Consider the following 26,174-nt stretch of genomic DNA (forward strand, 5'->3'; position numbering starts at 1 on the left):
GAATATTTAAATAAAAGAACAAAAATACCATATAAAACACTATATAGTCTTATTTAAAAAATTCAATTATTAACACGTAATTAACTATTTAAAATCAAAATAAATAGCACATCACACAAAGGTTAAACTTAAAAAAGAAATATTCATTGAAAAATTCACAATAAAAAGAGGTTTTCAAAAAAATAACAGCCATTTTTTAAAATTTAAATCATAATCATACAATGGTTTCTATAAAAATTTAACAATCCTACAAATCGATCAAATAATTTGATTATCAAGTAATTAAGAAGTAAATTTAAGTAATAAAACTACTAAACAATTACTTATGAAACGGTCAAGGCTACTAACCCGCCTTTGGGAGTTTCAAAATAAATTTGGCTTTATATCTGACAATGCCATTTCTGAGATTGCTCAAAAATTAAGGGTTTCAAAAATTGAAATTGAAGGAGTTATTTCTTTTTACCACTTCTTCCACAGACAACCTACTGGAAAATACATTATTTATCTAAATAATAGTATAATTTCTGAACACAAAGGCTTTGAATTAGTTAAAACTGCTTTTGAAAAAGAAACCGGATGTACTTTTGGAAAATACTGCGACAACACTTTATTTTCTTTATTTGAAACTTCTTGTATTGGATTAAGTGACCAAGAGCCTGCAGCACTTATTAATTTTCATCCATTCACAAATTTAAATCCAGAAAAGGTAAAATCTATTGTACAAAAATTAAAAATTGGTGTTTCATTAGAAACACTACAAAACAACCCTACAAGTAAAATCCAATACATACCTCCTGGCAATAAAACAATTTTTTTTAGAGACTATTTTTTAGGTAATTCAATAAAAAAAATACTTAAACACTCTCCCGAAGAACTATTAGGCACTTTATTTAAAACAAACCTTGAAGGTCACGGAGGCGCATTTTTTTCAACTGGTTTAAAATGGAAATATTGCAAAGAAAGCAATTCAACCAAAAAATATATTATTTGTAATGCAGATGAAGGAGAACCAGGAACTTTCAAAGATAAATCTTTGCTTAATAACGTACCTGAATTGGTCATTGAAGGGATGATAATTGCTTCTTATATAACTGGAGCCTCCAAAGGAATAATTTATTTACGTGCTGAATATACCTATTTATTCAAAAAAATTAAAAATGCAATACAGAAATTTAAAAATAAAGGTTATTTAGGGAATGAAATATTGGGAATGAAAGATTTTAAGTTTAATATAAAGATACAATTAGGGGCAGGTGCCTATGTGTGTGGTGCTGAAACTGCTTTAATTGAATCTTTAGAAGGAAAACGAGGAGAACCTAGAATACGTAAATATTTTCCTACTGAATATGGTTATTTTGGAAACTCAACTGTTGTAAACAATGTTGAAACTTTTGCAAAAGCTGCCAGAATTATTGAATTAGGAACCGACTTTTTCTCAAATATAGGAACTCAAAAAAGTAAAGGTACTAAACTAATTAGCATTTCTGGAGATGTTGCAAAACCAGGAATTTATGAAATTGAATGGGGAACTACCATAAAAGAACTACTTCATTTATCTCAAGCAACAGCTCCTTATTATCTTCAAATTAGCGGACCATCTGGAGAATGTATCAATGAAATGGAATTCGATAGAAAAATTTGCAAAGAAGATTTAATTTGTGGCGGATCTATTATGGTATTTAATCGCTACAGAAGTATTTTACAAATCATAGAAAATTTCATGAAATTTTTTAATGAAGAATCATGTGGTTCTTGCACACCTTGTAGAGCTGGAAACCAAATTTTGTATGAAAAAATTAAGAAAATTAAAAAAGGAATATGTACTTCAAAGGATTTGGAAGAAATTAAAGAATGGGGTAAAATTGTTTCATTAACAAGTAGATGTGGTTTGGGTCAAACCTCAACAAAAACTTTTAGTATGGCTATAGATAAGTTTAAAGATTATTTCAACTTAAAAGTAAAAACTTGTACAGATAATTGCTCAATCGAATTTGACATGGAAGAAGCAGTTTATGATTATGACTCAATTATTAAAACTACTCAATTTTAATATTGAAATTTATTTTTATTATTAAACACCTAATTATTAAGCTATTATTTTACAATAAATATATTTTTTATGATATTTATCATACGTTTTTTACATTTATATTAAATTAATAATGTAATAAAAAATATCAAAAATTAGAATGTATAAAAAAAAATACTGATTTTTTTATAAAAACCATACGTTGCTTCCGTAAAATACTTCAATATAAACAAATCGTTCTAAAACGTTTAAAATGGTGTTTTTCTTGCTATTCTTTATTCGTAACTTTAATTACAGCAAACATCAATATACTTTCTTATGGATAGAACACAGTTGTTAAATAAACTATGGGAATATCAACATGAATTTGGATATATTTCAAAAAATGCAATTTCCAAAATTTCTAAATCATTACAAGTTTCAAATATTGAAATTGAAAGTGTGATTTCATTTTATCATTTTTTCCATAAACAACCTACAGGAAAAAATATCATTTATTTAAACAATAATATCATCTCTGAAATAAAAGGTTTTGAAGACATTAAAACTACATTTGAAAAAGAAACCGGATGTAATTTTAATGAACAAGGTAACGATGAATTTTCCTTATTTGAAACCTCTTGTATTGGTTTAAATGACCAAGAACCTGCCGCCCTAATTAATTTTTTACCTTTTACAGACTTAACTCCTAAAAAAGTAAAGTTAATTATTCAAAAAATTAAAAATGGTGAAAATTTAAAAGATTTTGCTAGTAAAACTAAAAGCAAAATTCAATATACTCCCAAAGAGGATAAAACGGTATTGTTTAGACCATATGTAATGGGTAAAAGCATTAAAGAAGGTCTTAAATATAGTTCACAAGAAGTTATTGATAAAATAACAAAATCTAAACTACTAGGATTGGGGGGTGCATTTTTCCCAGCTGGTTACAAGTGGCAATCGTGCAAAAACAATGTAGATGACATTAAATATATTATTTGTAATGCAGATGAAGGCGAACCTGGAACATTTAAAGACCGAGCTATCTTACAACATGTACCTGGTCTCTTGTATGAAGGTATGATTTTGGCTGGGTATGCAACAGGTGCAAAAGAAGGAATCATCTATTTAAGAGCCGAATACCTTTACCTATTACCTGAATTAGAAAAACTTTTAGAAGAATTTTATTCAAAAAATCTATTAGGCAAAAACATACTAGGTGTTGAAGGATATGATTTTGACATACGCTATCAAATAGGTGCTGGCTCCTATGTTTGTGGTGCAGCATCTGCACTTATTGAATCTATGGAAGGTAGAAGAGGTGAACCTCCAGTACGTATGTGGTCTGCAACAAAACACGGTTTTAAACATAAACCTACAGTAGTGAATAATGTTGAAACTTTGGCCTACGCTTCAAGAATTATTGAGTTAGGAGAAGATTTCTTTTTAAGTTTAGGAACAGAGGAATCTCCTGGAACTAAACTTATAAGTATTTCTGGTGATGTGGCAAAACCCGGTATTTATGAAATTGAATATGGAACAAGTTTTAAAAAACTTTTAGGAATAGAAATGAGTCAAGCTACAGCTCCATATTTTCTTCAAGTTAGCGGACCTTCTGGCGACTGTATTAATAGTTCGGAGTTTGACAGAAAAATTTGCAAAGAAGATTTGTTATGTGGTGGAGCTCTTATGGTATTTAATCGCAACAGAGACATTCTTCAAATTTTTAGAAATTTTATGGAATTTTTCAAAGAAGAGTCTTGTGGCGTTTGTACACCTTGTAGAGCAGGAAATTTTATTTTAACAGAAAAAGTAAAAAAGATTCAGCGAGGTCTATGTTCTCAAGAAGATTTGGATGACATTAAACAATGGGGAAAAATCATCAAACTTTCTAGCAGATGTGGATTAGGAAAAACTTCTCCAAATTCATTAATGATGGCTATAGATAAATTTCCAGATTATTTCAATATAAAAATAGCCCCTTCAAATGAAGACCAACATGTTGAATTTGATATGGAAAATGCCATTCATGAATTTGATAGTATTATTAAAGACACTCAATTATAGTTTTAAAATTGTTACTAATGAAAAATATATCATTTAAAATAGATGGAAGAAATTGTACAGCTGAACAAGGACAAAACTTAATTGAAGCAGCTAAGCAAAATGGAATTTTTATTCCTACACTTTGTCACTTCAAACATTTAAATCCTTTAGGAAGCTGTAGAGTTTGTACAGTAAAAAATAATGGGAGAACTATTGCTGGATGTACTTTAAATGTTGATGAAGGGATGGATATTGAAGTAAATACTCCAGAACTATTAGATGCTCGAAAAGCCATTTTAGAAATGATGTTTGTAGAAGGAAATCACTTTTGTCCTTCATGTGAAAAAAGTGGTGATTGTCAAATGCAAAACCTTGGCTACGAAACCGGAATTAGATACACTCGTTTCCCTCATCTTTTTGTAGATCGTATTGTAGACGCACGTCCAGAGAGAATTGTTGTAAACCAAAACAGATGTATCAAATGTAAACGTTGTATTGAAGAAGTTAGAACCACCGATGGAAATCGCGTATTTAATTTCACAAACAGAGGCAATAAAACACTCGTTTCAATAGATTACGAGCAAGAAGCTAAACTTTCTGACACTCAAGCCGAACATGCAATGCATATTTGTCCAACAGGGTCTATTTTAGTTAAAGGAAAATCGTTTGGAAAGCCTTTTGGAAATCGTGAATTTGATTATTCTAATAAAGAAAAAAATATTTCATTTAATGAAATTAAAAAACATAAAACCACTCATAAGAAAAAAAGAATTGCTACCACCTCTTTAGCAGGTTGTTTTGGCTGCCATATGTCTATGCTCGATGTAGATCTAGGCATTTTAGATTTAATTGAAGTGGTAGAATTTAATAAATCTCCAATTACAGACATTAAAAATTTCACCGAACATTGCGACATTGGTTTAATTGAAGGCGGTTGTTGTAATACACATAATATTGAAGTCCTTAGAGAATTTCGTAAAAATTGTGACATTTTAGTTTCTGTGGGTGAATGTGCTATTTGGGGTGGATTACCTGCCATTAGAAATACTGTACCATTAGAAGAATGTTTAAAAGAAGCCTATTTAAACTCTATGACCAGCGAAGAAAATGAAATCATTATCCCTAATCATGAGGATATTCCTAAAATTTTAAATAAAGTTTATTCTAACCATGAAGTAGTGAAAATTGATTATCATATTCCAGGCTGTCCACCAAATGCCAATCATATTTGGAACGTAGTAAAACATATTCTTTTTGAAGAAGAATACTCCATTGCATACCCTGAGTTTAAGTACGACTAACTATTAAAACAACCAAAATGAACAAAAAGAAAATAGTTATAGAACCTGTTACACGTGTGGAAGGACACGGAAAAGTAACCATTAAAATGAATGAAGAAGGCAAAGTTGAAGATGCTTTTTTACATATTGTTGAATTTAGAGGGTTTGAAAAATTTATCCAAGGTCATCCTTATTGGGAAGCACCTGTTTTGGTTCAACGCTTGTGTGGTATTTGCCCTGTAAGCCACCATATTGCTGCTGCCAAAGCCATTGACCAATTAGTTGGTGTAGATCCTGAAAATTTAACACCTACAGCAACTAAACTTCGTAAGTTATTACATTACGGTCAAGTTTTTCAATCTCACTCTTTACACTTTTTCTATTTAGCCTCTCCAGATATATTATTTGGAATTGATGCTCCAGCAGAGAAAAGAAATATTGTTGCTGTAGCTACAGAAAACCAAGAACTTGCTAAAAAAGGCATCTTAATGCGCAAATTTGGGCAAGAAATTATTAAAGCATTGGCAGGGAAAAAAATACACGGAATTTTAGCAGTTCCAGGAGGTGTTCATAAAACATTTACAAAAGAAGAACGCGAGTACTTTTTAGATGGAAAACAAATTCCAAATGTAGATACTATGATAGAATGGTCTAAAGAAATTATTGATTTTATGAAAGCTTATCATTTTGATAACGCACCATGGATTGATAATTTTGCTGCCTACCCATCTAACCATTTAGGTTTAGTACATAAAGAAACTGGAGCTATGGAATTATATGACGGCCGTTTACGTTCAATAGATTCAGAAGGAAATGAGCTATTAAACATAGAAGACATAGAGTATCGTTATCATTTCAAAGAAGCTGTTGAACCATGGTCATATCTAAAATTTCCATACATGACAAAATATGGAAGAGAAAATGGTTGGAATAGAGTTGGTCCATTAGCTCGTATAAACACTTGTTCTCATATTCCTACATATTATGCCGAAATTGAACGTCAAATTTTCAAGGCATATACACAAGACAAGCCTAATAATATGACCATGCATACACATTGGGCGCGTTTAATTGAAATGTTACATTGTGCCGAACTAATAAAAGAACTCTTATTAGATGAAGATTTAATGGGTACAGATTTAGTAACAAAAGGAACTCCTAGAAATAAAGGAATAGGAATTATTGAAGCTCCAAGGGGAACTCTTATTCACGAATATCATACCGATGACAAAGGCTTAATTACTAAATGTAATTTAATAGTTTCAACTACACATAATAATGAAGCAATGAATAGAGGTGTTAGAACTATTGCAAATGAAGTTTTAAATCATAAACCAGAAATTACAGAGCCTATGCTCAACCAAATTGAAATGGCTATAAGAGCATACGACCCTTGTTTAAGCTGTGCAACTCACGCGCTAGGACAAATGCCTTTAATAGTACAATTAGAAGATCTTCAAGGAAATTTATTAGATGAAAAAATTAGATAACACCCTAATTATTGGAATAGGAAATAACACACGCCAAGATGATGGTCTTGGTTGGTGTTTTTTAGAACATTTAGAAAAAGAAGGTTATCATGAAGATAGCCTATTATACAAATATCAATTAATGGTGGAAGATGCAGAATTGATTGCCAAATATGAGAAGGTCATTTTTGTTGATGCCTGTAAAACTCAACTAAATAACGGTTTTGAAATAGAACGTGTTTTGCCAGCTGAAAAAGTAGCCTTTTCAACTCATGAAGTGCCTCCCAATCAAATTTTAAACCTATGTGAAAACATTTATCAAAAAAAACCTAAATCTTATATCATAAAAATACAAGGATATGTTTGGGATATTCAAATTGGACTTAGTAATGAAGCAACCGAAAATTTAAAAAAAACGGTTTCTTATTTTAAAAATTTTACTCCTTAAAATCATTAAACTTGTATTCTAACTTTCATTTAAAATGCAAAAAGAATTTATTCCTAAATTGTTTGCTCTTTTAAAACAAGGAATATCTAAAGAAACATTAATTAAAGACATATTATCTAGTTTAATTGTAGGTATTTTCAATAAAGATTATAAAGTTGTTAAGATATAATTATACCCCATCCCAACTAAAATTGCCAATCCAAAGCTAAACAAAGTACCAATTAAAATATATTCAGTAAGTTTTCTATCTTCAGATCTTGACAAGTCTCCAAACCTAAAAACAGACTTAGCAGCCAATAAAAACCCTATACCTTGCCAATTATTTGTAATAATAAACACAAAAATAAAAAGACGCTCTAAAATACCTATATATTTTCCAGCATCATTTAACGACATTTCATTTGAATTGCTATTTAACTCCCATTTAGAAATGATTAGCTTCATAACAATTGAAGCTACAATAGTTACAAGTAAAACAGCTATAATAAATAGTAACAATTGAGGCTTATAAAATATTGAAACATCAACCTCATAAATTTCATAAATTCTCACTACTCCAAAAATTACCATTAAATGAGCCAATTGATCCCATAAAAATAGCCATCTAACATTTATTTTTTTTATTAAATATAATTTGGATAAATCAATCAAATAATGAGAACAAACTATTATTAAAATTCCTAACCAATAATTAAAATTAAACTGAAGCGCAATTAGTAAAGCAATGGTGTGAATTAAAATATGCCAATATAAATATGGTGATTTGTATTTTTTATCTTCCTTGCTTTTAACCCATTTATTAGGCTGAAAAACAAAATCTCCAACTATATGTGCCAAAAATAATTTTAAAACAAGTTCTAACATAATTTTGTTATTTGATTTCTATAATAACGTTCCATTTTCATAATTTCATCAAATCCTGCTATTTTTAAACTTTTACTAACTGAACTTTGTGTTTTATGTAACATATTAGCCATTTGTTTTTGAGTAGAATTAGGATTTTCAATGGATACTTTAACTATTTCAGCAGATTTTTGAGTCCATCTATTTATGGTTAATTGTGCTAAATCAAATGCTAAATTCATTTGAATATCAAAATCAGGAAAAGGTGATTTAATGGCTAAAATACTTTTCCTTAAATTTTCAAAACATTCTCCTGAATTGATAAATACACTTCCGTTTGAAGCTGTTATTTTTTCTGAAATATAAGACTTTTCTCCAATACCAATAGCCAGTCTAACATCTAATCCTTCAATACTTCTTATACATGCTTTTATATAAATTGCAGCTAATAAAGCTTTTTTTGGTGGTACTTCTAATTGAAAACTATCGCCCCTATAAATTTCCCATTGCAAGGGTTCTAAACCATAGTTGTTTAAAACACTTTTTAGAATTGGCATCCAGTATTGAGGCTTAATATTTCTAGAATTTATAATATCTCCTGTTATTACACTTGTCATTTAATATTTTTTTGAATATAAATCAAATATACATAATTTAATTCAAAATATAACCTTTAAAGTGAATAACTCAAAATATAACCTTTATAATGAATAATTTAATATACAACCTATAAGGTGAATAAAATTATTTCCCAAAAGCTGTAAGAACTAAGCTTCTGGAGCCTCCTGAATTTCTGTGCTCACATAAATAAATTCCTTGCCAAACACCCAAATTTAAACTTCCATTTGTAATAGGTATTTGAATAGAACATCCTAACAATGAATTTTTTATATGTGCAGGCATATCGTCTAAGCCTTCATAGGTATGAATAAAATACGGCATGTTTTCTGGCACTAAATGATTAAAATGACTTTCAAAATCTTTTCTTACCGTAGCATCAGCATTTTCATTTATTGTTAAACTAGCCGAAGTGTGTTTTATAAACACATGTAGCTGACCAATACTTATGTTTTTTATTTCTGGAATTACTGCCAGTACTTCTTCTGTAATTAAATGAAACCCTCTATTTTTAGGTTTTAAATTCAACTCTTTTTGATAAAATTTCATCATTTTTATATTTTATCAATAATTTCATCTGCGATAGCCAAGCAGGCTGTAGCTGCTGGAGATGGAGCATTTATCACATGAATGTTATTATTTTTCTTTTCTATTTTAAAATCATCAACCATATTTCCATTGAAGTCTATTGCTTGCGCTCTAACTCCTGACCTAGTTGGTTGCACATCTTCAACTGTTAAAGAAGGCATCATTTTCTGTAATTCTTTTACAAATAAATGTTTTGAAAAAGCACGCTTATACTCATCAATTCCTTTTCTCCAATGCCTTCCAAATAATTTCCAAGTTCCTTTAAAAGTTAATGCTTCTAAAGTATCTTTTAAATTAAAACTATTTTTTTGATAGCCTTCTCTTTTAAATGTAAAAACCGCATTAGGACCACACTCAATACTTCCATCAACCATTCTAGTAAAGTGAACTCCTAAAAATGGAAATTTGGGATTGGGAACAGGGTAAACTAAATTTTTAATTTTATGCGAAGCTTCGGATTTTAATTCGTAATAATCCCCTCTAAAACCAACAATTCTTAAATCTAATTTTAAGTCATCTTTTTGCGCAATTCTATCAGATTGCAGTCCACCACAAAATAATACTTGATCTGCACTAAAATTACCTTTTGTAGTTTTGAGTTCGGTACCATTATTTAAAGAATTAATACCAATAACTTCACAAGAAGAAAAAAGTTTACTTTTTAAATTGATTTTTGTTATTTCTTTAACAAAGGAATTGCAAACACCCACATAATCAATAATTCCAGCTGTTGGAACCCAAATGGCTTTTATTCCTTTTATATAAGGCTCTTTTTGAGTTATTTCATCTGCATTTAAAAAACAAATTCCTTCGGTTTCATTTTTAACACCTCGTCTATAAACATCTTCTAAAATTGGGAGTTCCTGACTGGTAGTAGCCACTATAATTTTTCCACAAACATCATGTTTTACATTAGTTTTTTTGGCAAACTCCACTAATTGTTGGTGACCATTTTTACAGTTTTTAGCTTTATAACTTCCTGGTTTATAATAAATCCCCGAATGCATTACACCTGAATTTCTTCCAGTTTGGTGTTTTCCAACTTCATTCTCTTTTTCTAAAATAGCAATTGATTTTTTTGGAAATTTTAACTGAAGTTTGTACGCTGATGCTAACCCTACGATACCTCCACCAACAACAATAAAATTATATTTATTGAACATATTTTGTTTTTCCTACAAAGTTCAGTAAAACAAAAGATATTAAAAAGAAAACTGCTAAAAACAATACACTATATTGCATAGATCCTGTTAAAGAATTTAGCAATCCAAAAACAATCATACCAAATACAATGGCTATTTTTTCAGTAACATCAAAAAAGCTAAAATAGGTAGCATGGTCTTGTGTTTCAGGCAACAATTTAGAATATGTAGAACGCGAAAGCGACTGAATTGCTCCCATTACTAAACCAATAAGAGCTCCTAAACCATAAAAATAAAAATGAACATACTCTTGCTCCTTATCTAATAAAAAAGCTACAAAACAAACAATTGTCCATATAGCTATGGTAATTTTTAAAGTGGAGATATTTCCAATTTTATCTGAAACTCTTGAAAAGAGGAAAGCTCCAAAAATAGCTACAATTTGAACCAATAAAATAACCGCAATTAAATCTGTAGTTGGCAATCCTAACTCTCTACTTCCAAAAATTCCAGCCATTAAAATAATTGTTTGAACTCCCACACTGTACATAAAAAATGAGGTTAAGAAAAATTTTAATTCAGGATGTTGTTTCAACTCCAACCCTACTACTTTTAATTCATGTAAGCCTTTCCAAATAAAGTCTTTAGCAGGTTTTTTATTATAAACATTATTAGGCAATTTTGCATAGGTAATATGTGCAAATCCAAACCACCATATTCCAACAATTAAAAAAGTTAGTCGAGATGCAAAACCTGCTCCTGGCAATCCAAATAATTCAGGTTTATTTATCATTATTAAACTTAATAAAAGTAATAAAATAGAGCCCGAATATCCAAAAATAAATCCTTTAGCACTAACATCATCTTGTTGTTCAGGATAGGCTACTTCGGGCAAATATGCATTATAAAAAACAATACTTCCCCAAAAACCAATACTAGCTAAAATTGTAAATAATATTCCAACCCATAATGTTTCTTCACCTTTAAAAAAGAATAAGCTCATTACTGAAAGCGAACCTAATAAACAGAATCCTTTTAAAAACTTCAATTTATTTCCTGTGTAATCTGCGATACCCGATAAAATTGGAGAAATAAAAGCAACAATTAAAAAAGAAAAAGCTAAGGTATAATCATATAAAGTAGTTGGATTCCATTGAGTACCTAAAAAGTTTAATTTTCCTTCAATATTTGAAAAAGAAGCTGTTAAACTACTGTAATAAATTGGAAAAACAGCTGTACTTATAACTAATGAATAAACTGAGTTTGCCCAATCGTAAAATGCCCAAGCATTTATTAATTTTTTATTTCCTTTTTGTAACATACTATTTAAACTAAAAAAACCGTACTCAAAATTGAGAACGGTTTACAATATACTATAAAAATTCTTTTATGAATTTTAATTTCTTAAAACTACTGTGCATTATATTTATTTGCTAGCTCTATTGCTGTTGGTAAATATGCTTTTAAGTTTTTTATTCTAGTTTCGTTAGAAGGGTGCGTACTTAAAAACTCAGGAGGCGCGCTTCCACTATTTGCTCTTTGACTCATTCTAATCCAAACATTAATTGCTTCTTGAGGTTGGTAACCTGCCATTATCATAAAAACCATCCCCAATTTATCTGCTTCCGTTTCATGAGTTCTGCTATACGCTAGCATTCCAACTTGAGAACCTATTCCATAAATAGTATTCCATAATTGTTTTGCTTTAGGATCTTTATTATTAGTTCCTAAAGCTACAGCAACTCCACCTAATTGTTGACCATAAGCACTTGTCATACGTTCTTGCCCATGTTTGGCAAAAGCATGAGCAACTTCATGTCCCATAACCGCAGCTATACCATCTGTATTATCACATATTGGTAATATTCCTGTATAAAAAACTACTTTGCCACCAGGCATACACCAAGCATTTACTGTTTTATCTTCAATTAAATTGAATTCCCATCTATAAGCATTTGCTTCTGCAACCATACCATTTGCTCGCATGAACTTATCTACAGCTTTTGAAATGTTTAAACCTACTTTTTGAACTTCATTGGTCATTTTTGCATTAGTTGATAGTTTGTTCTCTTTTAAAAACCCTTCATATTGAGCAAAGCTTGCAGGTAAAATTTCAGCATCATTCATGATATTAACTCTTTTTCTACCTGTTATTGGTACCGTACTGCAACTAACTATAAAAAGTGTAACTATTGCTAAGGAAATTAATTTTTTCATTTTTCAGTTTTTTTATTGGGTGAGTATTTATAAAATTACAAATTCTATCTTTATACGCAAATTTAAAATTTTTATGAAACAAAGTACCCCTACTAATTTAAAGAAATCAAAAAACATTTCTCAAATACCAAAATCTATCATTTTAACAGGAAAAATACTTCAAAGTATCTCTTTACATCTTGCTACACTATATGCTGTAAAACTTTTTAGAACTCCAATAAAGCATAAACCTCCTAAACGTGAAGAAATGATGGCTAAAAGTGCTCAAAAAGAAATGATTTTAATTCCTGAAATTGGCAAAAAAATAATGCTGTACTCTTATGGATATTCCAAAAGAAAGGTTTTATTAATTCACGGTTGGTCTGGAAGAGGAACTCAACTCTATAAAATTGCTGACAAATTGTTAGAAAATGGATTAATGACCATTAGTTTTGATGCTCCTGCTCATGGAAATTCAGAAAGTAAAACTACTATGATGACAGAATTTATAGCTTCAGCTAAATTTTTAGAACAAAAATATGGTCCTTTTGAAATTATAATTGGACACTCTTTAGGAGGTATGGCTACTTTAAATAGTATAAAACAAGGAGTATTTACTAAAAAAGCAGTAATTATTGGTGCTGGTGACATTATAACAGATATTATTGCCGCTTTTATAAATAAATTGGATTTAAATCCAAAAATTATTCATAAAATGAAAAATTATTTCTTTAAAAAATTTGGAGAAAATATTGACAATTATTCAACTAGTGAAGCTGCTAAAAAAGTAAATATTCCAACATTAATAATTCATGATACTAATGATAAAGAGGTTCCTGTAAGCTGCGCTATAAATATTAGAAAATATGCTAAAAAAGGTGAGCTTTTAATTACGAACAGTTTAGGGCATACTCGAATTTTAAAAGATGATTATGTAATTTCAAAAATTTTAGATTTTATACTCAAAGAAAAATAACTCATTCTTTTTTAAGTAAATTTGTAGCTAATTTAAATATCTAAACTTGACATCAAATTTTAAATTTCTATTTCTAATTTCAATTTTATTTATTGGGATTGTTTCCTGTAAAATGGAACCAAAGAATGAATATTCAGCACTTCAAATTGAATTGAATAATCATAAACATGATGTTGGGTTTATTGGTTCGGATAAATGCTCTTCATGCCATGAAAAAGAATATAAAGATTGGCTTGGTTCCGATCATCAACTTGCAATGCAATTACCCACTGACAGCACTGTTCTTGGCGATTTCAACAATTCAAAATATACCATTTATGGGGTTACAAGTACTTTTTTAAAACAAGATGACTCTTTTATCATTAACACACAAGGTCCTGATGGAAATTATCATGATTACAAAGTAAAATATACATTTGGTCACTATCCTTTACAACAATATTTGGTTGAATTTCCAAATGGAAAATTACAGGTTATAACTCCTTTTTGGGATTCTAGAGCCAAAGATGAAGGGGGTCAAAAATGGCAACACTTATATCCAGATGAATTTATAGCCTCACATGATGAGTTAAACTGGGGGCGCCCACTTCAAAATTGGAATTATATGTGCGCTGAATGTCATTCTACCAATGTGAAAAAAAACTACGATCTTAAAACACAAACTTACAATACTACTTTTGATGAAATTAATGTTTCCTGTGAAGCTTGTCATGGACCTAGTGACCTACACGCTAAATGGGCAGAGAACAAAGATCAAAAAGTTAAAAACATGGGATTGATTTTTGATATTATGGATAGAGATTCTGCTCATTGGAAAATTGATCCTAATACTGCCTTGGTAACAAGAAGCAAGCCACGAAAATCTAATATGCAAGTGGAATGGTGTGGGAGATGTCATTCAAGAAGATCACAATTAACTGATGAATTTACATTTGGAAAAATGTTAGAACACACCCATCAAGTAGCTTATTTAGACTACCCTCTTTATAATGATGATGGAACAAATAATGATGAAGATTATGTATATGGTTCATTTCTTCAAAGTAAAATGTATGCAAAGGGAGTTACTTGTAAAGATTGCCATAATGTACATAGTGGGCAACTAAAAATTGAAAAAGATAATGTCTGCTTTCAATGTCACATGCCTCAAAAGTATAAATCTACCAACCATCATAAACACGAAGAAAATAGTGATGGGGCTAGTTGTATTAGTTGTCATATGCCAAAAATAACTGTTATGGTAGTAGATCCACGCTCTGACCATAGTATGAGGATTCCAAGACCTGATATTAGTGTTAAAACAGGTGCTACCAATGCCTGTAATAATTGTCATAAAGACAAATCAAATGAATGGTCTTTAGCTGCGTTTAAAAACTGGTATGGTAATAAATATGATACCATACCTCATTATGGATTTGCTTTTCATAAAGTTAGAACCAATCAACCTGAAGCTCAAAAAGCATTAAACAAAGTTATTAATGATAAAAATATGGCACATATTGTTATTGGTACCGCCATTAGATTTCAAGATTACAGTAACAATCCTATGGCATTTGAAAACTTAGAAATGGCTTTGGCTTCTTCAAGTCCTTTGGTTAGAAGAGCAGGACTGGAATCTTTAAAAAACTTACCAAAACAACAACAATTTGAATATGCTTTACCACTAACTAAAGACTCTATTTACGGTGTTAGGTATATGGCTAATAGCTTAATTTATGACATTCCTATAACAAACGTTCCAAAGGAACAGCAAGCTGTATTAATTAATGCCAGAAAGGAATATATAAACCAATTATTGTATTGGCAAGATCGTGCTTTAGGATTGTCTTCATTGGGGGTTGCTGCACTTAACTTAGGAAAACAAGAGCAAGCAGAAGACTATTTTAAAAAAGCTGTTGCTTTGGATACCTTAAATCTAATCGCAAAAATTAATTATGCCGATTTAAAAAGAATGCAAGGAAAAAATGAAGAATGCATTGCAATTCTTAAAAAAATTATCTCTATTGATAAAACATTTTCTGTCGCCTATCAAGCTCTCGCATTTGCCTATATAAGAATGGGTGATAAACAAAAAGCTTTAAACACCTTAAAAACAGCAATAAATATTATTAAAAATGATCCACAAAACCATTATTACTTTGCTGTATTACAAAATGATTTAGGTCAGCACAAGCAAGCAATTTCAACCATTATGAAAGCTCTTAAAACCTACCCAAACAACGAAGAATTACTTACGCTTGCCTATTCCATTCATTTAAATAATAATGAAATTTCTGAAGCAAAAAAAATAGCAACAATACTTGTTAAAACATACCCAAACAATAAACAGTATCAACAAATTAGCAACTCTAATTAAAATAACGTAAGAAATTAACTCTTTTTGCGACAAAATTTTAAAACAATATTTTAATTATGAAAAAATTACTCATTACATTATTTTTAATCTCTATAGCAAACACCCAAGTATTTTCACAAGTCAAAAAAAATAAAACCATGATAAAAAAAGTTATTAAAACTGAACAAGAGTGGAAACAAACCTTAACTGAACAAGAATACTATGTTTTAAGACAAAAAGGAACAGATAGGCCAAGTCAAGGTGGTTTAACTTCTCATTTTGAAAAAGGAACTTATCATTGTGCCGCTTGTAATTTGCAATTATTTAAATCTAACAGTAAATTTGAATCTCATTGTGGCTGGCCTTCATTTGATGATGCCATTGAAGGAACCGTAAACTTTGTGAGAGATACTAGTCATGGAATGATTAGAACTGAAATTATATGTGCCGCTTGTAATAGTCATCTTGGTCATATTTTTGACGACGGACCAAAAGAAACTACTGGAAAAAGGTATTGTGTTAATACAACTTCCATAAAATTTGTTAAAGGTGAAAAATAAGGACTTTTTCTTTTAAAATATTTATAATAATATGGCTCAAATTAATCTAAATGCAACAATTTTAATTGATCAATATATTGAAAACTTACCGTTATTTTCTAAAAATATATGTACAGAGCTTCGTAATTTAATTCATCAAACAGAAACAAAAGTTTATGAAGATTGGAAGTGGAATATTCCTATATTTAGTAAAAAAACTATGATTTGTGGAGTTGCGGCATTTAAAAACCATGTATCATTCACCTTTTTTCATGGAGCTAATATGAGCGACAAACATAAATTATTTGACAACAATTGTGATGCTAAAAATACTCGCACAATAAAATTTACAAGCGCAAAAGAAATCAATCAAACTCAATTATTAGATTATTTAAAAGAAGCCTTTCAAAAAAATGAAACCAATTTATGCAGTGCACATAAAACTCGTGAAATTATAATTCCTAAATTACTTGAAATAGCATTACATAAAAACAAATTAGCAAGGCTTAATTTTGAAAACATGGCTTATACGTATCGTAAAGAATATGTAAAGTACATAACTGAAGCTAAAAAAGAGACCACCCGAATAACCCGATTGGAAAAAACAATTAAAAAGCTCGAAAAAAATTTAAAAATACACGAGCAATTTCAGTAAAAAAGCACAAACCTAAATGGTTTGTGCTTAAAAATTAATTCATTACAATTTATTTATATACACCTATTCTCCATAGTTGGGACTTTATTGATTCAGTAAATTCTTGCCAGTCTTTCAAGGCATTTTCCCAACTTCCTTCACCATATAATTCTTCATAGTACTTTTTTATTCCACCATCATCTTTATCAAATTCAGCCCAGTTATTAAATTCCCAAACAATCGCCACGTCTCTCCCATCACCTTCATTAAATTGGTTTTCATATATACTAAAATTTTCGGTTTCTTTTTTCTCATAAGACTTTTGAATTTTAGTAATAAACTCTTTAAATTTATAATACTGTCCTCTTTTAATATCTACAAACCAAATATTTTCATATTTTGGCGTTGATCCTTTTGATGAATATGAAAGCTTTTTATTGTAACGCCAATATTCAGTTCTACCATATTTTTGAACTTTCGGTGATACATTCTTTGCCCAATCGTTTGTATGTGCTTCGTTTTCAGGACGATTATCTAAATCTGAAAAAGTACAAGGTCCCATTATCCACACATACCAACCCGCTTCTTTTCCTGTTAAAATATAATCTAAGGATCCTTTAAAAGGATCTTGATTATGAAACTTTTCATTATGCATTTTCACAGCATTTTCAAAGCTTTTTTCCATTCCAATTTTAGGAAGCATATAAGTAATTTCTGCCATCCCATAAGTTTCTTCTTGGGCTTTTACCTCAGAAGTTGTTAACATTGCTATACAAAATAACATTGCTAAAAAAATTGATGTTGTTTTCATTGCTTAAAGTATTAGTTAGTACTATTATTATATATCAAACTATTTGATATCAAATCTAACTTTGGAGTCGAAAATTGGGGTAAGCTTAATCTTTAAAAATTTAGGATAAGTAAAACTTTATGTAACATTGGTTACATACTAACAACTAATATAATAAATATTAATCACTTAACAATAAAAAAAATCAAATTATTGTTATTCATCAATTAGCTTATTAGGAAGTTAAAATAGAATTCTTATTAAATTTGAAATCTAAATTAACCTGCCTTTTATTATTTATAAGAAACAAAGTTTCAGTACTCAATTTCACAGTTTTTATTATCTTTGCAATTCTAAAAATTGAAGCAAGAATATGTTTAATAATTTAAGTGATAAATTAGATAAGGCCTTTCATGTATTAAAAGGACACGGAAAAATTACCGAAGTAAACGTTGCTGAAACTCTAAAAGAAGTTCGAAGAGCACTTTTAGATGCCGATGTTAATTTTAAGATAGCAAAAAACTTTACAAAAACTGTTAAAGAAAAAGCCCTTGGTCAAGATGTTTTAACAACATTGAACCCTGGTCAATTAATGGTAAAAATTGTAAAAGATGAGCTTACTGCATTAATGGGAGGTGAAACCGTAGGTATTAACCTTTCTGGTACACCAACGGTTATTTTAATGTCTGGTTTACAAGGTTCAGGTAAAACTACTTTTTCTGGAAAACTTGCTAATTACTTAAAAACAAAAAAAGCAAAAAATGTTTTATTAGTTGGTTGTGATGTTTATAGACCTGCTGCAATAAATCAGTTGAAAGTTGTAGGTGAACAAGTTGGTGTTGAAGTGTATGCCGAAGAAGGCAACCAAAACCCAGTTGAAATTTCACAAAATGCCATAAAACACGCAAAAAATACTGGTAAAAATGTTGTTATTATAGATACCGCTGGTCGTTTAGCTGTAGATGACGCTATGATGACTGAGATTTCTAATATTCATAAAGCTGTAAGCCCACAAGAAACATTGTTTGTTGTAGATTCTATGACTGGACAAGACGCTGTAAATACAGCAAAAGCTTTTAATGATATTTTAAATTTTGAAGGAGTTGTACTTACCAAATTAGATGGCGATACGCGTGGTGGAGCCGCTTTATCTATAAAATCTGTTGTAAACAAACCTATTAAATTTATTGGTACTGGTGAAAAAATGGAAGCTATTGATGTGTTCCATCCAAACCGTATGGCTGATAGAATTTTAGGAATGGGTGATGTTGTTTCTTTAGTTGAACGTGCTCAAGAACAATATGATGAAGAAGAGGCCCGTAAAATTCAAAAGAAAATAGCTAAAAATCAATTCGGTTTTGACGATTTCTTGAAACAAATTCAACAAATCAAAAAAATGGGAAACATGAAAGATTTGATGGGTATGATTCCTGGAGCCGGAAAAATGATGAAAGATGTAGATATAGATGATGATGCTTTTAAAGGAATAGAAGCCATTATTCATTCTATGACTCCAGAAGAAAGAAGCGAACCAAAAGTAATCAATGCTAGTAGAAAAAAGAGGATTGCTAAAGGATCAGGAACAACAATACAAGAAGTCAATCAATTGCTTAAACAATTTACTCAAATGAGTAAAATGATGAAAATGATGCAAGGTGGTGGAGGCAGACAAATGATGCAAATGATGAAAGGAATGGGAAAATAACATACTAAAAGGTAAACTAAATAAGTTTGCCTTTTTTTTTATACTAAAAATTTATAGAATGGTACTATTAGATGGAAAAAAAACTTCAGCAGACTTAAAGCTAGAAATTGCTGAATCAGTAAAAAAGCTTAAAAATCAAGGAAAAAAAACACCACATTTAGCTGCTATATTAGTAGGCAACGATGGTGCTAGTATGACTTACGTAAGTGCCAAAGTAAAAGCCTGTGAACTAGTAGGTTTTAATTCTACACTTATTGAACTTCCAGAAGAAACTACTGAAGAAAAGTTACTAGAAGAAATTCATAATCTTAATACAAATAATGACATTGATGGTTTTATAGTTCAATTACCATTACCAAAGCATATTGATGAACAAAAAGTATTAATGGCTGTTGACCCTGATAAAGACGTTGATGGTTTTCATCCAACTAATGTTGGTAGAATGACCCTAGATTTACCAAGTTTTATACCAGCTACACCATTTGGAATATTAGAATTACTAGAAAGATATAATGTAGAAACATCAGGTAAACATGTAGTTGTAATTGGTAGAAGTCATATTGTTGGTAGACCAATGAGTATTTTGATGAGTCAAAAAAGAAATGCTGGAAATGCTACCGTTACAGTTGCCAATAGCAGAACTAAAAACCTTAAAGAATTTACCTTAAATGCCGATATTATAGTTGCGGCTTTAGGTATTCCTGAATTTTTGACTGGAGATATGGTAAAAGAAGGTGTAACTATTATTGATGTTGGAATTACTCGTGTAAAAGATGAAACTAAAAAAAGAGGCTACCGCTTAGCAGGAGATGTACATTTTGATAGCGTAAGTCCAAAATCAGCTTATATTACTCCTGTTCCAGGAGGTGTTGGTCCAATGACCATTGCAATGCTTATGAAAAATACCTTATTAGCATGCGAGAGAAAAAGTTAAATTCAAATAATTTCAAAAAAAGCTTCAATATTAATTAAATTAATATTGAAGCTTTTTTATTATTCCCTATTCACTAAATCTATTGAAAAAGCAGGTAAACATACTGACAAATATTCGCACTCTTCATCAAATGGATTCGCATATTGAACTCTTGTTCCTTTTAAAATTTTTATAGATTGTCCTGCTTCTAAAACAATCAATTCACCTTCAATATTAAATTGCTTCTTCCCTTTAATAATATAAGTGTATTCATCAAATTCAGGTTTTTGAAAAGGTTCACTCCATTTAGGAGGGGCAATCATATGTGCTAAACTTAGCTCAGAATTTATACTTGCCAAACCAAAATGTTCTTCAATTAATTTACCATCATTCGTTGGAACCACAAAAGGATTTTTTTGTACATCAAATTTTTTCATTTTTATTATCATTATTAATACTTATAAAAGTAATAAATCAATTGCATAAAAAGTATGTAGAAGTTTCATAATATAAAGCTTAGCAAATGTCATTTTAAAATTGTAAATTAGAAAGACTTATAACACTTATTACTAACTTAATACAACTTAAAGATGAAGCTAACATTTTTTGGTGGTGCAGGCACCGTAACTGGTTCAAAAGCCTTGTTAGAAAGTGATTTTACAAAAATATTAATTGATTGTGGATTATTTCAAGGATTGAAAGAATTAAGACGTAAAAATTGGGATAAACTTCCAATAGATTTAGATGAATTGAATTTAGTAATTCTAACTCACGCACATTTAGATCATATTGGATACCTTCCTGTATTGGTGAAAAATGGTTATACAAAAAATATTTATTGCACCAAGGCAACTGAAGATTTGGCTAAAATTATTTTATTAGATAGCGCTAAAATTCAAGAAGAAGATGCTAAAAGAGCTAATAAATATAGCTATTCAAACCATAAACCAGCTTTTCCTTTATATACCATAAACGATGCTAAAAAAACTATAAATCAACTAAAATCATTTGAGTTAAACACTTGGTATCCGATAAATACTGATATACAATTTAAATTCTTAAATAGTGGACATATTTTAGGAAGTGCATTTGTTCTTCTAAATATTAAAGGAAAAATAATTGTATTCTCAGGTGATATTGGAAGAAAAAAACCGATATTACTTCCTAGGTATAAATACATAGACAAAGCTGATTATGTTATTATTGAATCTACTTACGGCAACAGGCTTCATAAAAAAAGAAAAATAACAGCGCAATTATTAAGATATATAAAGTTAACCTACTCAAAAGGTGGGATTTTAATCATTCCAAGCTTTTCAGTAGAAAGAGCTCAAGAAATAATTTATTTTTTAAGCCTACTTAAAAGAGAACATAAATTACCTCAAATACCCATATATCTAGATAGTCCAATGGGGGTAAATGCAACTGAAGTTTATTTTAAATACACCAATTATCATACCTTAACTGAAGAAGATATTAATAGTATGATTAATACTGTACACTTAATTAGTGATGTAACTACTTCTAAAAGTATAGTAAATGATTTAAATCCTAAAATTGTAATAGCTGGTAGTGGAATGATTACTGGTGGAAGAGTTTTACATTACTTAGATAAGTTAATTTCTGATAAAAAAAACAGTATTTTAATTGTTGGTTACCAAGCTGAAGGTACTAGAGGTAGGTCTTTACTTTCTGGAGATTCTGAATTGAAATTTTTTGGAAAATATCACCCAATCAAAGCCGAAGTATTTAAAATAAATGAATTTTCTGGTCATGCAGACCAAAGTGAATTATTAGATTGGTTACAACATTTTAAAGAAGCTCCAAATTTAACCATTATAAATCATGGAGAACCACACCAAAGTCAAGCATTAAAAGTAAAAATAAAAACAGCACTAGGTTGGAAATGTACTGTAGCAAAAATGAATAACGAGTATTATTTAAACTAATTAAACCAAATTGTAAAATATTTAATTTTAGCCAAATCAGGTATTTGATCTATCGTTACTTCTTCTCTACTAAAACTATTTAAACCCAACTCTTTTTTGTCAATAGCTATAGTTGCATTAAGTTCATCAATAAATAGCATAGCAGAAGTTAACGTAGTTTCTACATTATTTACCATATAAGTTTCATGGATATCTTTAAATGTTGATTGCAATGAAATTCCCTTATTTGTTTTATATGAGTTATCAAAAATTTGAATGCTTTTAATTTTTGAAGTAGAATCATTTGCTTGGGTTGGCTCAATTTCTAATAGTTTTTTTCCTTCTTTAGAAAACACCACATATTCATCATTTGTTACTGAAAATAATTTATTTGAAATTGTATCAGTCAATGATAAATTTGAAACAATTGAATCCTTTATAAAAATTGAATTTAATTCTTTAATGGTGGTTTCATTAGTTAAAACACCTACTTTACCTTTTTCAATTAAATATTGGTTTTCTTTAGCACATTGAATAAAAGCTACTGCTACTAAAAGAATTACGATTTTTCTAAAAAATGACATTTATATTTTTTTTAACTATTTTGTATTAACGTAAATATTTCAAACTTATTTGCACAAATATTATAAAACTCTTTTTAATATTCCTAAAACACCTCTAATAAAAGTTGCGCTTGTTACAACTTTAATAACTGGATTCATTCGTGTGCTTCTTCTTGAAGCTGTATTTTTAGTTCTTGATACTTCTTTTTTTCTTTCTTCAACTTCTTCTTGCTCGTTAATTTTTTCAATTTTTTCATTCAAAATTTCATAAGCACTGTCTCTATCAATAACATCATTGTATTTATAATACAGCCTAGAGTTGTCAATTAGTTGTTTTAGTTCACTCTTAGTTAAAACATCCATTCTGCTCATTGGAGCACGCATTAAAGTAGCTGCTAAAGGGGTTGGACGACCTTTTTCATTTAAAACTGAAACAAAAGCTTCTCCAATACCTAATTGAGTTAGAGTTTCATCAACATCATAATATTCAGAATCTGGGTAATTTTCAGCTGCTAATTTAATAGCTTTTCTATCTTTTGCAGTAAAAGCTCTCAAAGCGTGTTGAATTTTTAAACCTAATTGTGCTAAAACATCTTCTGGTACATCTTTAGGGTTTTGAGTTACAAAAAATAATCCAATTCCTTTAGATCTAATCAATTTTACAATACTTTCAATTTGAGAAAGTAATGCTTTTGAAGCTTCTTTAAAAATTAAATGAGCTTCGTCTATAAAAATTACCAGTTCAGGTTTATCACTATCACCTTGCTCAGGAAATGTAGCATAAACTTCAGCCAATAATTGCAGCATAAAAGTTGAAAATAATTTTGGTTTATCTTGGATATCTGTTAAACGCAGTACAGAAATAATTCCATTTCCATTCTCATCTTTTCTCACCAAATCTTTTACCTCAAAAGAACGTTCTCCAAAAAATAAATCTCCTCCTTGTTGATCTATCTCTACAATTTTTCTTAGAATGGCTCCTGTACTAGCAGATGAAATTCTTCCATACTCAGTTTGAATTTCGTCTTTTCCTTCTTCTGTAGCAAACTGTAATACTTTTTTAAAATCTTTTAAATCTAATAGTGGTAGTTTATGATCATCACAATATTTAAAAATAATAGAAACTATACCACTTTGGGTTTCACTTAAATCTAATATTCTTGAAAGAAGTACAGGGCCAAATTCTGAAATAGTAGCTCGTAAACGAACTCCATTTTGCTCTGATATTGATAGAATTTCTAAAGGGAACTTTTTAGCTTCAAATGGTAATCCTATAGCTGCATGACGCTCATCAATTTTTGGATGACCTTCACTTGCTTGCGCTAAACCACTCAAATCTCCTTTAATATCCATTAATAATACCGGAATTCCTTTTTCAGATAAATTTTCTGCCATTACTTGTAAAGACTTTGTTTTACCTGTTCCTGTAGCACCTGCAATCAATCCATGTCTATTTAAAGTTTTTAATGGAATTTTTACAAATGCATCTTTTATGGTTTTACCATCTAACATAGCTGAGCCTAATACTAAAGAATCTCCCTTGGTTTGATAGCCTTCAATAATATGATTGAAAAAAGCTTCTTTCCTATCCATTTTAAAATATTTTTGATAAAAATACAGTTATAAATTTCAAATTAAAAATTTGATGATAAATTAAATTCATTTTATTTATTATCATACTGAATCCCTATATTTGCAAAATGATAAATCAACACACACAAGAACTTATTAATAAAGGAGAAATGCTTCCATTAATGGAAGATTTTTACACAATTCAAGGTGAAGGATTTCATACTGGAAAGGCAGCTTATTTTATTAGAATTGGTGGTTGTGATGTGGGGTGTCACTGGTGCGATGTAAAAGAAAGCTGGAATGCAAAATTACACCCTCCAACAAAAACAGATGCAATTGTTGAAAATGCTAAAAAATATGCAAACACAGTTGTAATAACGGGTGGTGAGCCTTTAATGTGGAATTTAGACTATATTACCAACGCTTTACACCAAAGCAATGTAAAAACTCATATAGAAACATCTGGTGCGTATAAAATTAGTGGCAAGTGGAATTGGATATGTCTTTCTCCTAAAAAAACAAAACTACCGTTAAATGATATATATATTGTAGCTAATGAGTTAAAAATTATTGTTTATAATAAAAATGATTTTAAGTTTGCCGAAGAACAAGCATCTAAAGTCTCAAAAAATTGTGAGCTTTTTTTACAACCAGAATGGAGTAATAGAGAAAAAATGACACCTTTAATAGTTGATTACGTTATGAAAAATCCTAATTGGAAAATTTCATTACAAACTCATAAATACTTAAACATTCCTTAACTTTTCTTGAACTAACTTATCAATTTTTTCAAATTGTTCGTTTAAAGTTAATTCGGAATTGTCAATTTCTATAGCATCTTTAGCTTTTATCAATGGTGAGTCTAATCTTGTTGAATCAACATGATCTCTATATTTAACATTTTTCAAAATTTCTTCAAATGTAATCTTGTCTCCTCTCTTCAATAATTCATCATATCTTCTTTGAGCTCTTGTTTCTACTGAAGCATTCATAAAAAGCTTCAACTCCGCATTTGGAAATACAACAGTTCCAATATCTCTTCCATCCATTACCACTCCTTTATTTTTCCCCATCTCTTGTTGTTGTTCAACAAGTTTCTTTCTCACTTCTGATACTTTTGCTATCTCACTCACTAACTCAGATACTTCAATAGTACGTATTTTATGTTCAACATTTCTATTATTTAAATAGACTTCTGCAAATCCAAGCTGTGAGTTAAATTTAAAAGATATATGTATTTTATTAAGATTATTAATCAATTCATTTTTTTTAAATTGACCTTTAGAAATCAAATTATGATTCATAGCGTATAATGTAACCGCCCGATACATAGCACCAGTATCTACATATATATATTTTAATTTGTTAGCTAATTGTTTAGCTATGGTGCTTTTTCCAGTTGAAGAAAACCCGTCAATAGCAATAGTTATTTTTTCCAAATTTCAATTGATTTTAAACTACAAAACTAATATATTAAAGAATATTAGCGTAGAAAAAGGGATAAAAAAAAAACCTTCAACAATAAAGTTGAAGGTTTTCAAAAGAAAGGCGGTGACATACTCTCCCACCGAGTGGCAGTAC

The 26,174-nt window shown here is 29.7% G+C and carries 24 protein-coding genes; 13 read left to right on the forward strand and 11 right to left on the reverse strand.

Going from position 1 to position 26,174, the window contains the following annotated elements:
* Positions 1–325 precede the first annotated feature (325 nt).
* From Q0714_RS05450 to Q0714_RS05470, 5 genes are all read left to right on the forward strand, one after another.
* Entirely contained in the window at positions 326–2,050 is a 1,725-nt protein-coding gene (locus Q0714_RS05450) for an NAD(P)H-dependent oxidoreductase subunit E (protein WP_298263336.1), read from the forward strand.
* A gap of 297 nt (positions 2,051–2,347) precedes the next feature.
* Complete coding sequence (locus Q0714_RS05455) at positions 2,348–4,075, forward strand: NAD(P)H-dependent oxidoreductase subunit E (RefSeq protein WP_298263337.1); 1,728 nt, start codon at positions 2,348–2,350, stop codon at positions 4,073–4,075.
* Positions 4,076–4,092: 17 nt separating this feature from the next.
* A complete protein-coding gene (locus Q0714_RS05460) occupies positions 4,093–5,355 on the forward strand; it encodes a 2Fe-2S iron-sulfur cluster-binding protein (protein WP_298263339.1) in 1,263 nt (420 codons plus the stop codon).
* A 17-nt stretch (positions 5,356–5,372) separates the two neighbouring features.
* On the forward strand, positions 5,373–6,824 hold the full coding sequence (locus Q0714_RS05465) for a Ni/Fe hydrogenase subunit alpha (RefSeq protein WP_298263340.1): 1,452 nt from the start codon (positions 5,373–5,375) through the stop codon (positions 6,822–6,824).
* The gene (locus tag Q0714_RS05470; protein WP_298263341.1) at positions 6,808–7,251 is read left to right on the forward strand and encodes a hydrogenase maturation protease; all 444 of its coding nucleotides are present in this window, start codon (positions 6,808–6,810) and stop codon (positions 7,249–7,251) included. The genes Q0714_RS05465 and Q0714_RS05470 overlap by 17 nt, the downstream gene beginning before the upstream one ends.
* A 147-nt stretch (positions 7,252–7,398) precedes the next feature.
* Here the strand turns inward: Q0714_RS05470 and Q0714_RS05475 are convergent, their stop codons facing one another.
* The 6 genes from Q0714_RS05475 to Q0714_RS05500 form a co-directional block, all read right to left on the reverse strand.
* A complete protein-coding gene (locus Q0714_RS05475; RefSeq protein WP_298263342.1) occupies positions 7,399–8,115 on the reverse strand; it encodes a DUF3307 domain-containing protein in 717 nt (238 codons plus the stop codon).
* Positions 8,109–8,711, reverse strand: coding sequence for a transcriptional regulator (locus tag Q0714_RS05480; protein ID WP_298263344.1), 603 nt, complete (start codon positions 8,709–8,711; stop codon positions 8,109–8,111). The genes Q0714_RS05475 and Q0714_RS05480 overlap by 7 nt, the downstream gene beginning before the upstream one ends.
* A 127-nt stretch (positions 8,712–8,838) precedes the next feature.
* Positions 8,839–9,261 carry a secondary thiamine-phosphate synthase enzyme YjbQ gene (locus tag Q0714_RS05485; RefSeq protein ID WP_298263380.1) on the reverse strand — a complete coding sequence of 141 codons (423 nt, stop codon included), beginning with the start codon at positions 9,259–9,261 and terminating at the stop codon, positions 8,839–8,841.
* A gap of 5 nt (positions 9,262–9,266) precedes the next feature.
* The gene (gene lhgO / locus Q0714_RS05490; RefSeq protein ID WP_298263346.1) at positions 9,267–10,463 is read right to left on the reverse strand and encodes an L-2-hydroxyglutarate oxidase; all 1,197 of its coding nucleotides are present in this window, start codon (positions 10,461–10,463) and stop codon (positions 9,267–9,269) included.
* On the reverse strand, positions 10,453–11,763 hold the full coding sequence (locus Q0714_RS05495) for an MFS transporter (protein ID WP_298263347.1): 1,311 nt from the start codon (positions 11,761–11,763) through the stop codon (positions 10,453–10,455). The genes lhgO and Q0714_RS05495 overlap by 11 nt, the downstream gene beginning before the upstream one ends.
* 89 nt (positions 11,764–11,852) lie before the next feature.
* Complete coding sequence (locus Q0714_RS05500; protein WP_298263349.1) at positions 11,853–12,659, reverse strand: M48 family metallopeptidase; 807 nt, start codon at positions 12,657–12,659, stop codon at positions 11,853–11,855.
* A 73-nt stretch (positions 12,660–12,732) separates the two neighbouring features.
* Between Q0714_RS05500 and Q0714_RS05505 the strand changes: the two genes are divergently transcribed.
* The 4 genes from Q0714_RS05505 to Q0714_RS05520 all read left to right on the forward strand — a co-directional run bounded on the left by Q0714_RS05505 (position 12,733) and on the right by Q0714_RS05520 (position 17,143).
* Entirely contained in the window at positions 12,733–13,614 is an 882-nt protein-coding gene (locus Q0714_RS05505; protein ID WP_298263350.1) for an alpha/beta hydrolase, read from the forward strand.
* 112 nt (positions 13,615–13,726) lie between these two features.
* Positions 13,727–15,970, forward strand: coding sequence for a tetratricopeptide repeat protein (locus tag Q0714_RS05510; RefSeq protein WP_298263352.1), 2,244 nt, complete (start codon positions 13,727–13,729; stop codon positions 15,968–15,970).
* A 56-nt stretch (positions 15,971–16,026) separates the two neighbouring features.
* Positions 16,027–16,509 (forward strand): peptide-methionine (R)-S-oxide reductase MsrB, encoded by a 483-nt coding sequence (msrB, locus tag Q0714_RS05515; protein WP_298263354.1) that lies wholly within the window; start codon positions 16,027–16,029, stop codon positions 16,507–16,509.
* 31 nt (positions 16,510–16,540) lie between these two features.
* A complete protein-coding gene (locus Q0714_RS05520; protein WP_298263356.1) occupies positions 16,541–17,143 on the forward strand; it encodes a DUF1801 domain-containing protein in 603 nt (200 codons plus the stop codon).
* Positions 17,144–17,192: 49 nt separating this feature from the next.
* Here Q0714_RS05520 and Q0714_RS05525 read toward each other — a convergent pair whose 3' ends face one another.
* Positions 17,193–17,933 (reverse strand): hypothetical protein, encoded by a 741-nt coding sequence (locus Q0714_RS05525; protein ID WP_298263357.1) that lies wholly within the window; start codon positions 17,931–17,933, stop codon positions 17,193–17,195.
* Positions 17,934–18,285: 352 nt separating this feature from the next.
* On the opposite strand from Q0714_RS05525, the gene ffh reads away from it, so the two are divergent.
* Together ffh and Q0714_RS05535 are read left to right on the forward strand one after the other, a co-directional pair.
* Positions 18,286–19,617 carry a signal recognition particle protein gene (gene ffh, locus Q0714_RS05530; RefSeq protein WP_298263359.1) on the forward strand — a complete coding sequence of 444 codons (1,332 nt, stop codon included), beginning with the start codon at positions 18,286–18,288 and terminating at the stop codon, positions 19,615–19,617.
* A 58-nt stretch (positions 19,618–19,675) separates the two neighbouring features.
* Entirely contained in the window at positions 19,676–20,551 is an 876-nt protein-coding gene (locus Q0714_RS05535; protein ID WP_298263360.1) for a bifunctional 5,10-methylenetetrahydrofolate dehydrogenase/5,10-methenyltetrahydrofolate cyclohydrolase, read from the forward strand.
* A gap of 59 nt (positions 20,552–20,610) precedes the next feature.
* On the opposite strand, the gene Q0714_RS05540 is transcribed toward Q0714_RS05535, so the two are convergent.
* Entirely contained in the window at positions 20,611–20,967 is a 357-nt protein-coding gene (locus Q0714_RS05540; protein ID WP_298263361.1) for a cupin domain-containing protein, read from the reverse strand.
* Positions 20,968–21,120: 153 nt separating this feature from the next.
* Here Q0714_RS05540 and Q0714_RS05545 point away from each other — a divergent pair, with 153 nt between their 5' ends.
* Complete coding sequence (locus tag Q0714_RS05545; RefSeq protein ID WP_298263362.1) at positions 21,121–22,479, forward strand: MBL fold metallo-hydrolase; 1,359 nt, start codon at positions 21,121–21,123, stop codon at positions 22,477–22,479.
* On the opposite strand, the gene Q0714_RS05550 is transcribed toward Q0714_RS05545, so the two are convergent.
* Together Q0714_RS05550 and Q0714_RS05555 are read right to left on the reverse strand one after the other, a co-directional pair.
* Positions 22,476–23,042 (reverse strand): hypothetical protein, encoded by a 567-nt coding sequence (locus Q0714_RS05550; RefSeq protein ID WP_298263364.1) that lies wholly within the window; start codon positions 23,040–23,042, stop codon positions 22,476–22,478. The two genes, Q0714_RS05545 and Q0714_RS05550, sit on opposite strands and share 4 nt — an antisense overlap.
* A 60-nt stretch (positions 23,043–23,102) precedes the next feature.
* The gene (locus tag Q0714_RS05555; RefSeq protein WP_298263365.1) at positions 23,103–24,614 is read right to left on the reverse strand and encodes a helicase HerA-like domain-containing protein; all 1,512 of its coding nucleotides are present in this window, start codon (positions 24,612–24,614) and stop codon (positions 23,103–23,105) included.
* A 110-nt stretch (positions 24,615–24,724) separates the two neighbouring features.
* Between Q0714_RS05555 and Q0714_RS05560 the strand changes: the two genes are divergently transcribed.
* Positions 24,725–25,354, forward strand: coding sequence for a 7-carboxy-7-deazaguanine synthase QueE (locus Q0714_RS05560; RefSeq protein ID WP_298263382.1), 630 nt, complete (start codon positions 24,725–24,727; stop codon positions 25,352–25,354).
* Here the strand turns inward: Q0714_RS05560 and cmk are convergent.
* Positions 25,340–26,032, reverse strand: coding sequence for a (d)CMP kinase (gene cmk / locus Q0714_RS05565; protein ID WP_298263367.1), 693 nt, complete (start codon positions 26,030–26,032; stop codon positions 25,340–25,342). The two genes, Q0714_RS05560 and cmk, sit on opposite strands and share 15 nt — an antisense overlap.
* Positions 26,033–26,174 lie beyond the last annotated feature (142 nt).

Origin of the sequence: uncultured Lutibacter sp. (assembly GCF_947493565.1) — a bacterium.
Taxonomy (GTDB): Bacteria; Bacteroidota; Bacteroidia; order Flavobacteriales; family Flavobacteriaceae; genus Lutibacter; species Lutibacter aestuarii.

Bases quoted from the DNA above. Each gene is read 5' to 3' on its own strand.
- Q0714_RS05450 (WP_298263336.1), top strand. From the start codon at position 326: ATGAAACGGTCAAGGCTACTAACCCGCCTTTGGGAGTTTCAAAATAAA.
- Q0714_RS05455 (WP_298263337.1), top strand. From the start codon at position 2,348: ATGGATAGAACACAGTTGTTAAATAAACTATGGGAATATCAACATGAA.
- Q0714_RS05460 (WP_298263339.1), top strand. From the start codon at position 4,093: ATGAAAAATATATCATTTAAAATAGATGGAAGAAATTGTACAGCTGAA.
- Q0714_RS05465 (WP_298263340.1), top strand. From the start codon at position 5,373: ATGAACAAAAAGAAAATAGTTATAGAACCTGTTACACGTGTGGAAGGA.
- Q0714_RS05470 (WP_298263341.1), top strand. From the start codon at position 6,808: ATGAAAAAATTAGATAACACCCTAATTATTGGAATAGGAAATAACACA.
- Q0714_RS05475 (WP_298263342.1), bottom strand. From the start codon at position 8,115: ATGTTAGAACTTGTTTTAAAATTATTTTTGGCACATATAGTTGGAGAT.
- Q0714_RS05480 (WP_298263344.1), bottom strand. From the start codon at position 8,711: ATGACAAGTGTAATAACAGGAGATATTATAAATTCTAGAAATATTAAG.
- Q0714_RS05485 (WP_298263380.1), bottom strand. From the start codon at position 9,261: ATGAAATTTTATCAAAAAGAGTTGAATTTAAAACCTAAAAATAGAGGG.
- lhgO (WP_298263346.1), bottom strand. From the start codon at position 10,463: ATGTTCAATAAATATAATTTTATTGTTGTTGGTGGAGGTATCGTAGGG.
- Q0714_RS05495 (WP_298263347.1), bottom strand. From the start codon at position 11,763: ATGTTACAAAAAGGAAATAAAAAATTAATAAATGCTTGGGCATTTTAC.
- Q0714_RS05500 (WP_298263349.1), bottom strand. From the start codon at position 12,659: ATGAAAAAATTAATTTCCTTAGCAATAGTTACACTTTTTATAGTTAGT.
- Q0714_RS05505 (WP_298263350.1), top strand. From the start codon at position 12,733: ATGAAACAAAGTACCCCTACTAATTTAAAGAAATCAAAAAACATTTCT.
- Q0714_RS05510 (WP_298263352.1), top strand. From the start codon at position 13,727: ATGGAACCAAAGAATGAATATTCAGCACTTCAAATTGAATTGAATAAT.
- msrB (WP_298263354.1), top strand. From the start codon at position 16,027: ATGAAAAAATTACTCATTACATTATTTTTAATCTCTATAGCAAACACC.
- Q0714_RS05520 (WP_298263356.1), top strand. From the start codon at position 16,541: ATGGCTCAAATTAATCTAAATGCAACAATTTTAATTGATCAATATATT.
- Q0714_RS05525 (WP_298263357.1), bottom strand. From the start codon at position 17,933: ATGAAAACAACATCAATTTTTTTAGCAATGTTATTTTGTATAGCAATG.
- ffh (WP_298263359.1), top strand. From the start codon at position 18,286: ATGTTTAATAATTTAAGTGATAAATTAGATAAGGCCTTTCATGTATTA.
- Q0714_RS05535 (WP_298263360.1), top strand. From the start codon at position 19,676: ATGGTACTATTAGATGGAAAAAAAACTTCAGCAGACTTAAAGCTAGAA.
- Q0714_RS05540 (WP_298263361.1), bottom strand. From the start codon at position 20,967: ATGAAAAAATTTGATGTACAAAAAAATCCTTTTGTGGTTCCAACGAAT.
- Q0714_RS05545 (WP_298263362.1), top strand. From the start codon at position 21,121: ATGAAGCTAACATTTTTTGGTGGTGCAGGCACCGTAACTGGTTCAAAA.
- Q0714_RS05550 (WP_298263364.1), bottom strand. From the start codon at position 23,042: ATGTCATTTTTTAGAAAAATCGTAATTCTTTTAGTAGCAGTAGCTTTT.
- Q0714_RS05555 (WP_298263365.1), bottom strand. From the start codon at position 24,614: ATGGATAGGAAAGAAGCTTTTTTCAATCATATTATTGAAGGCTATCAA.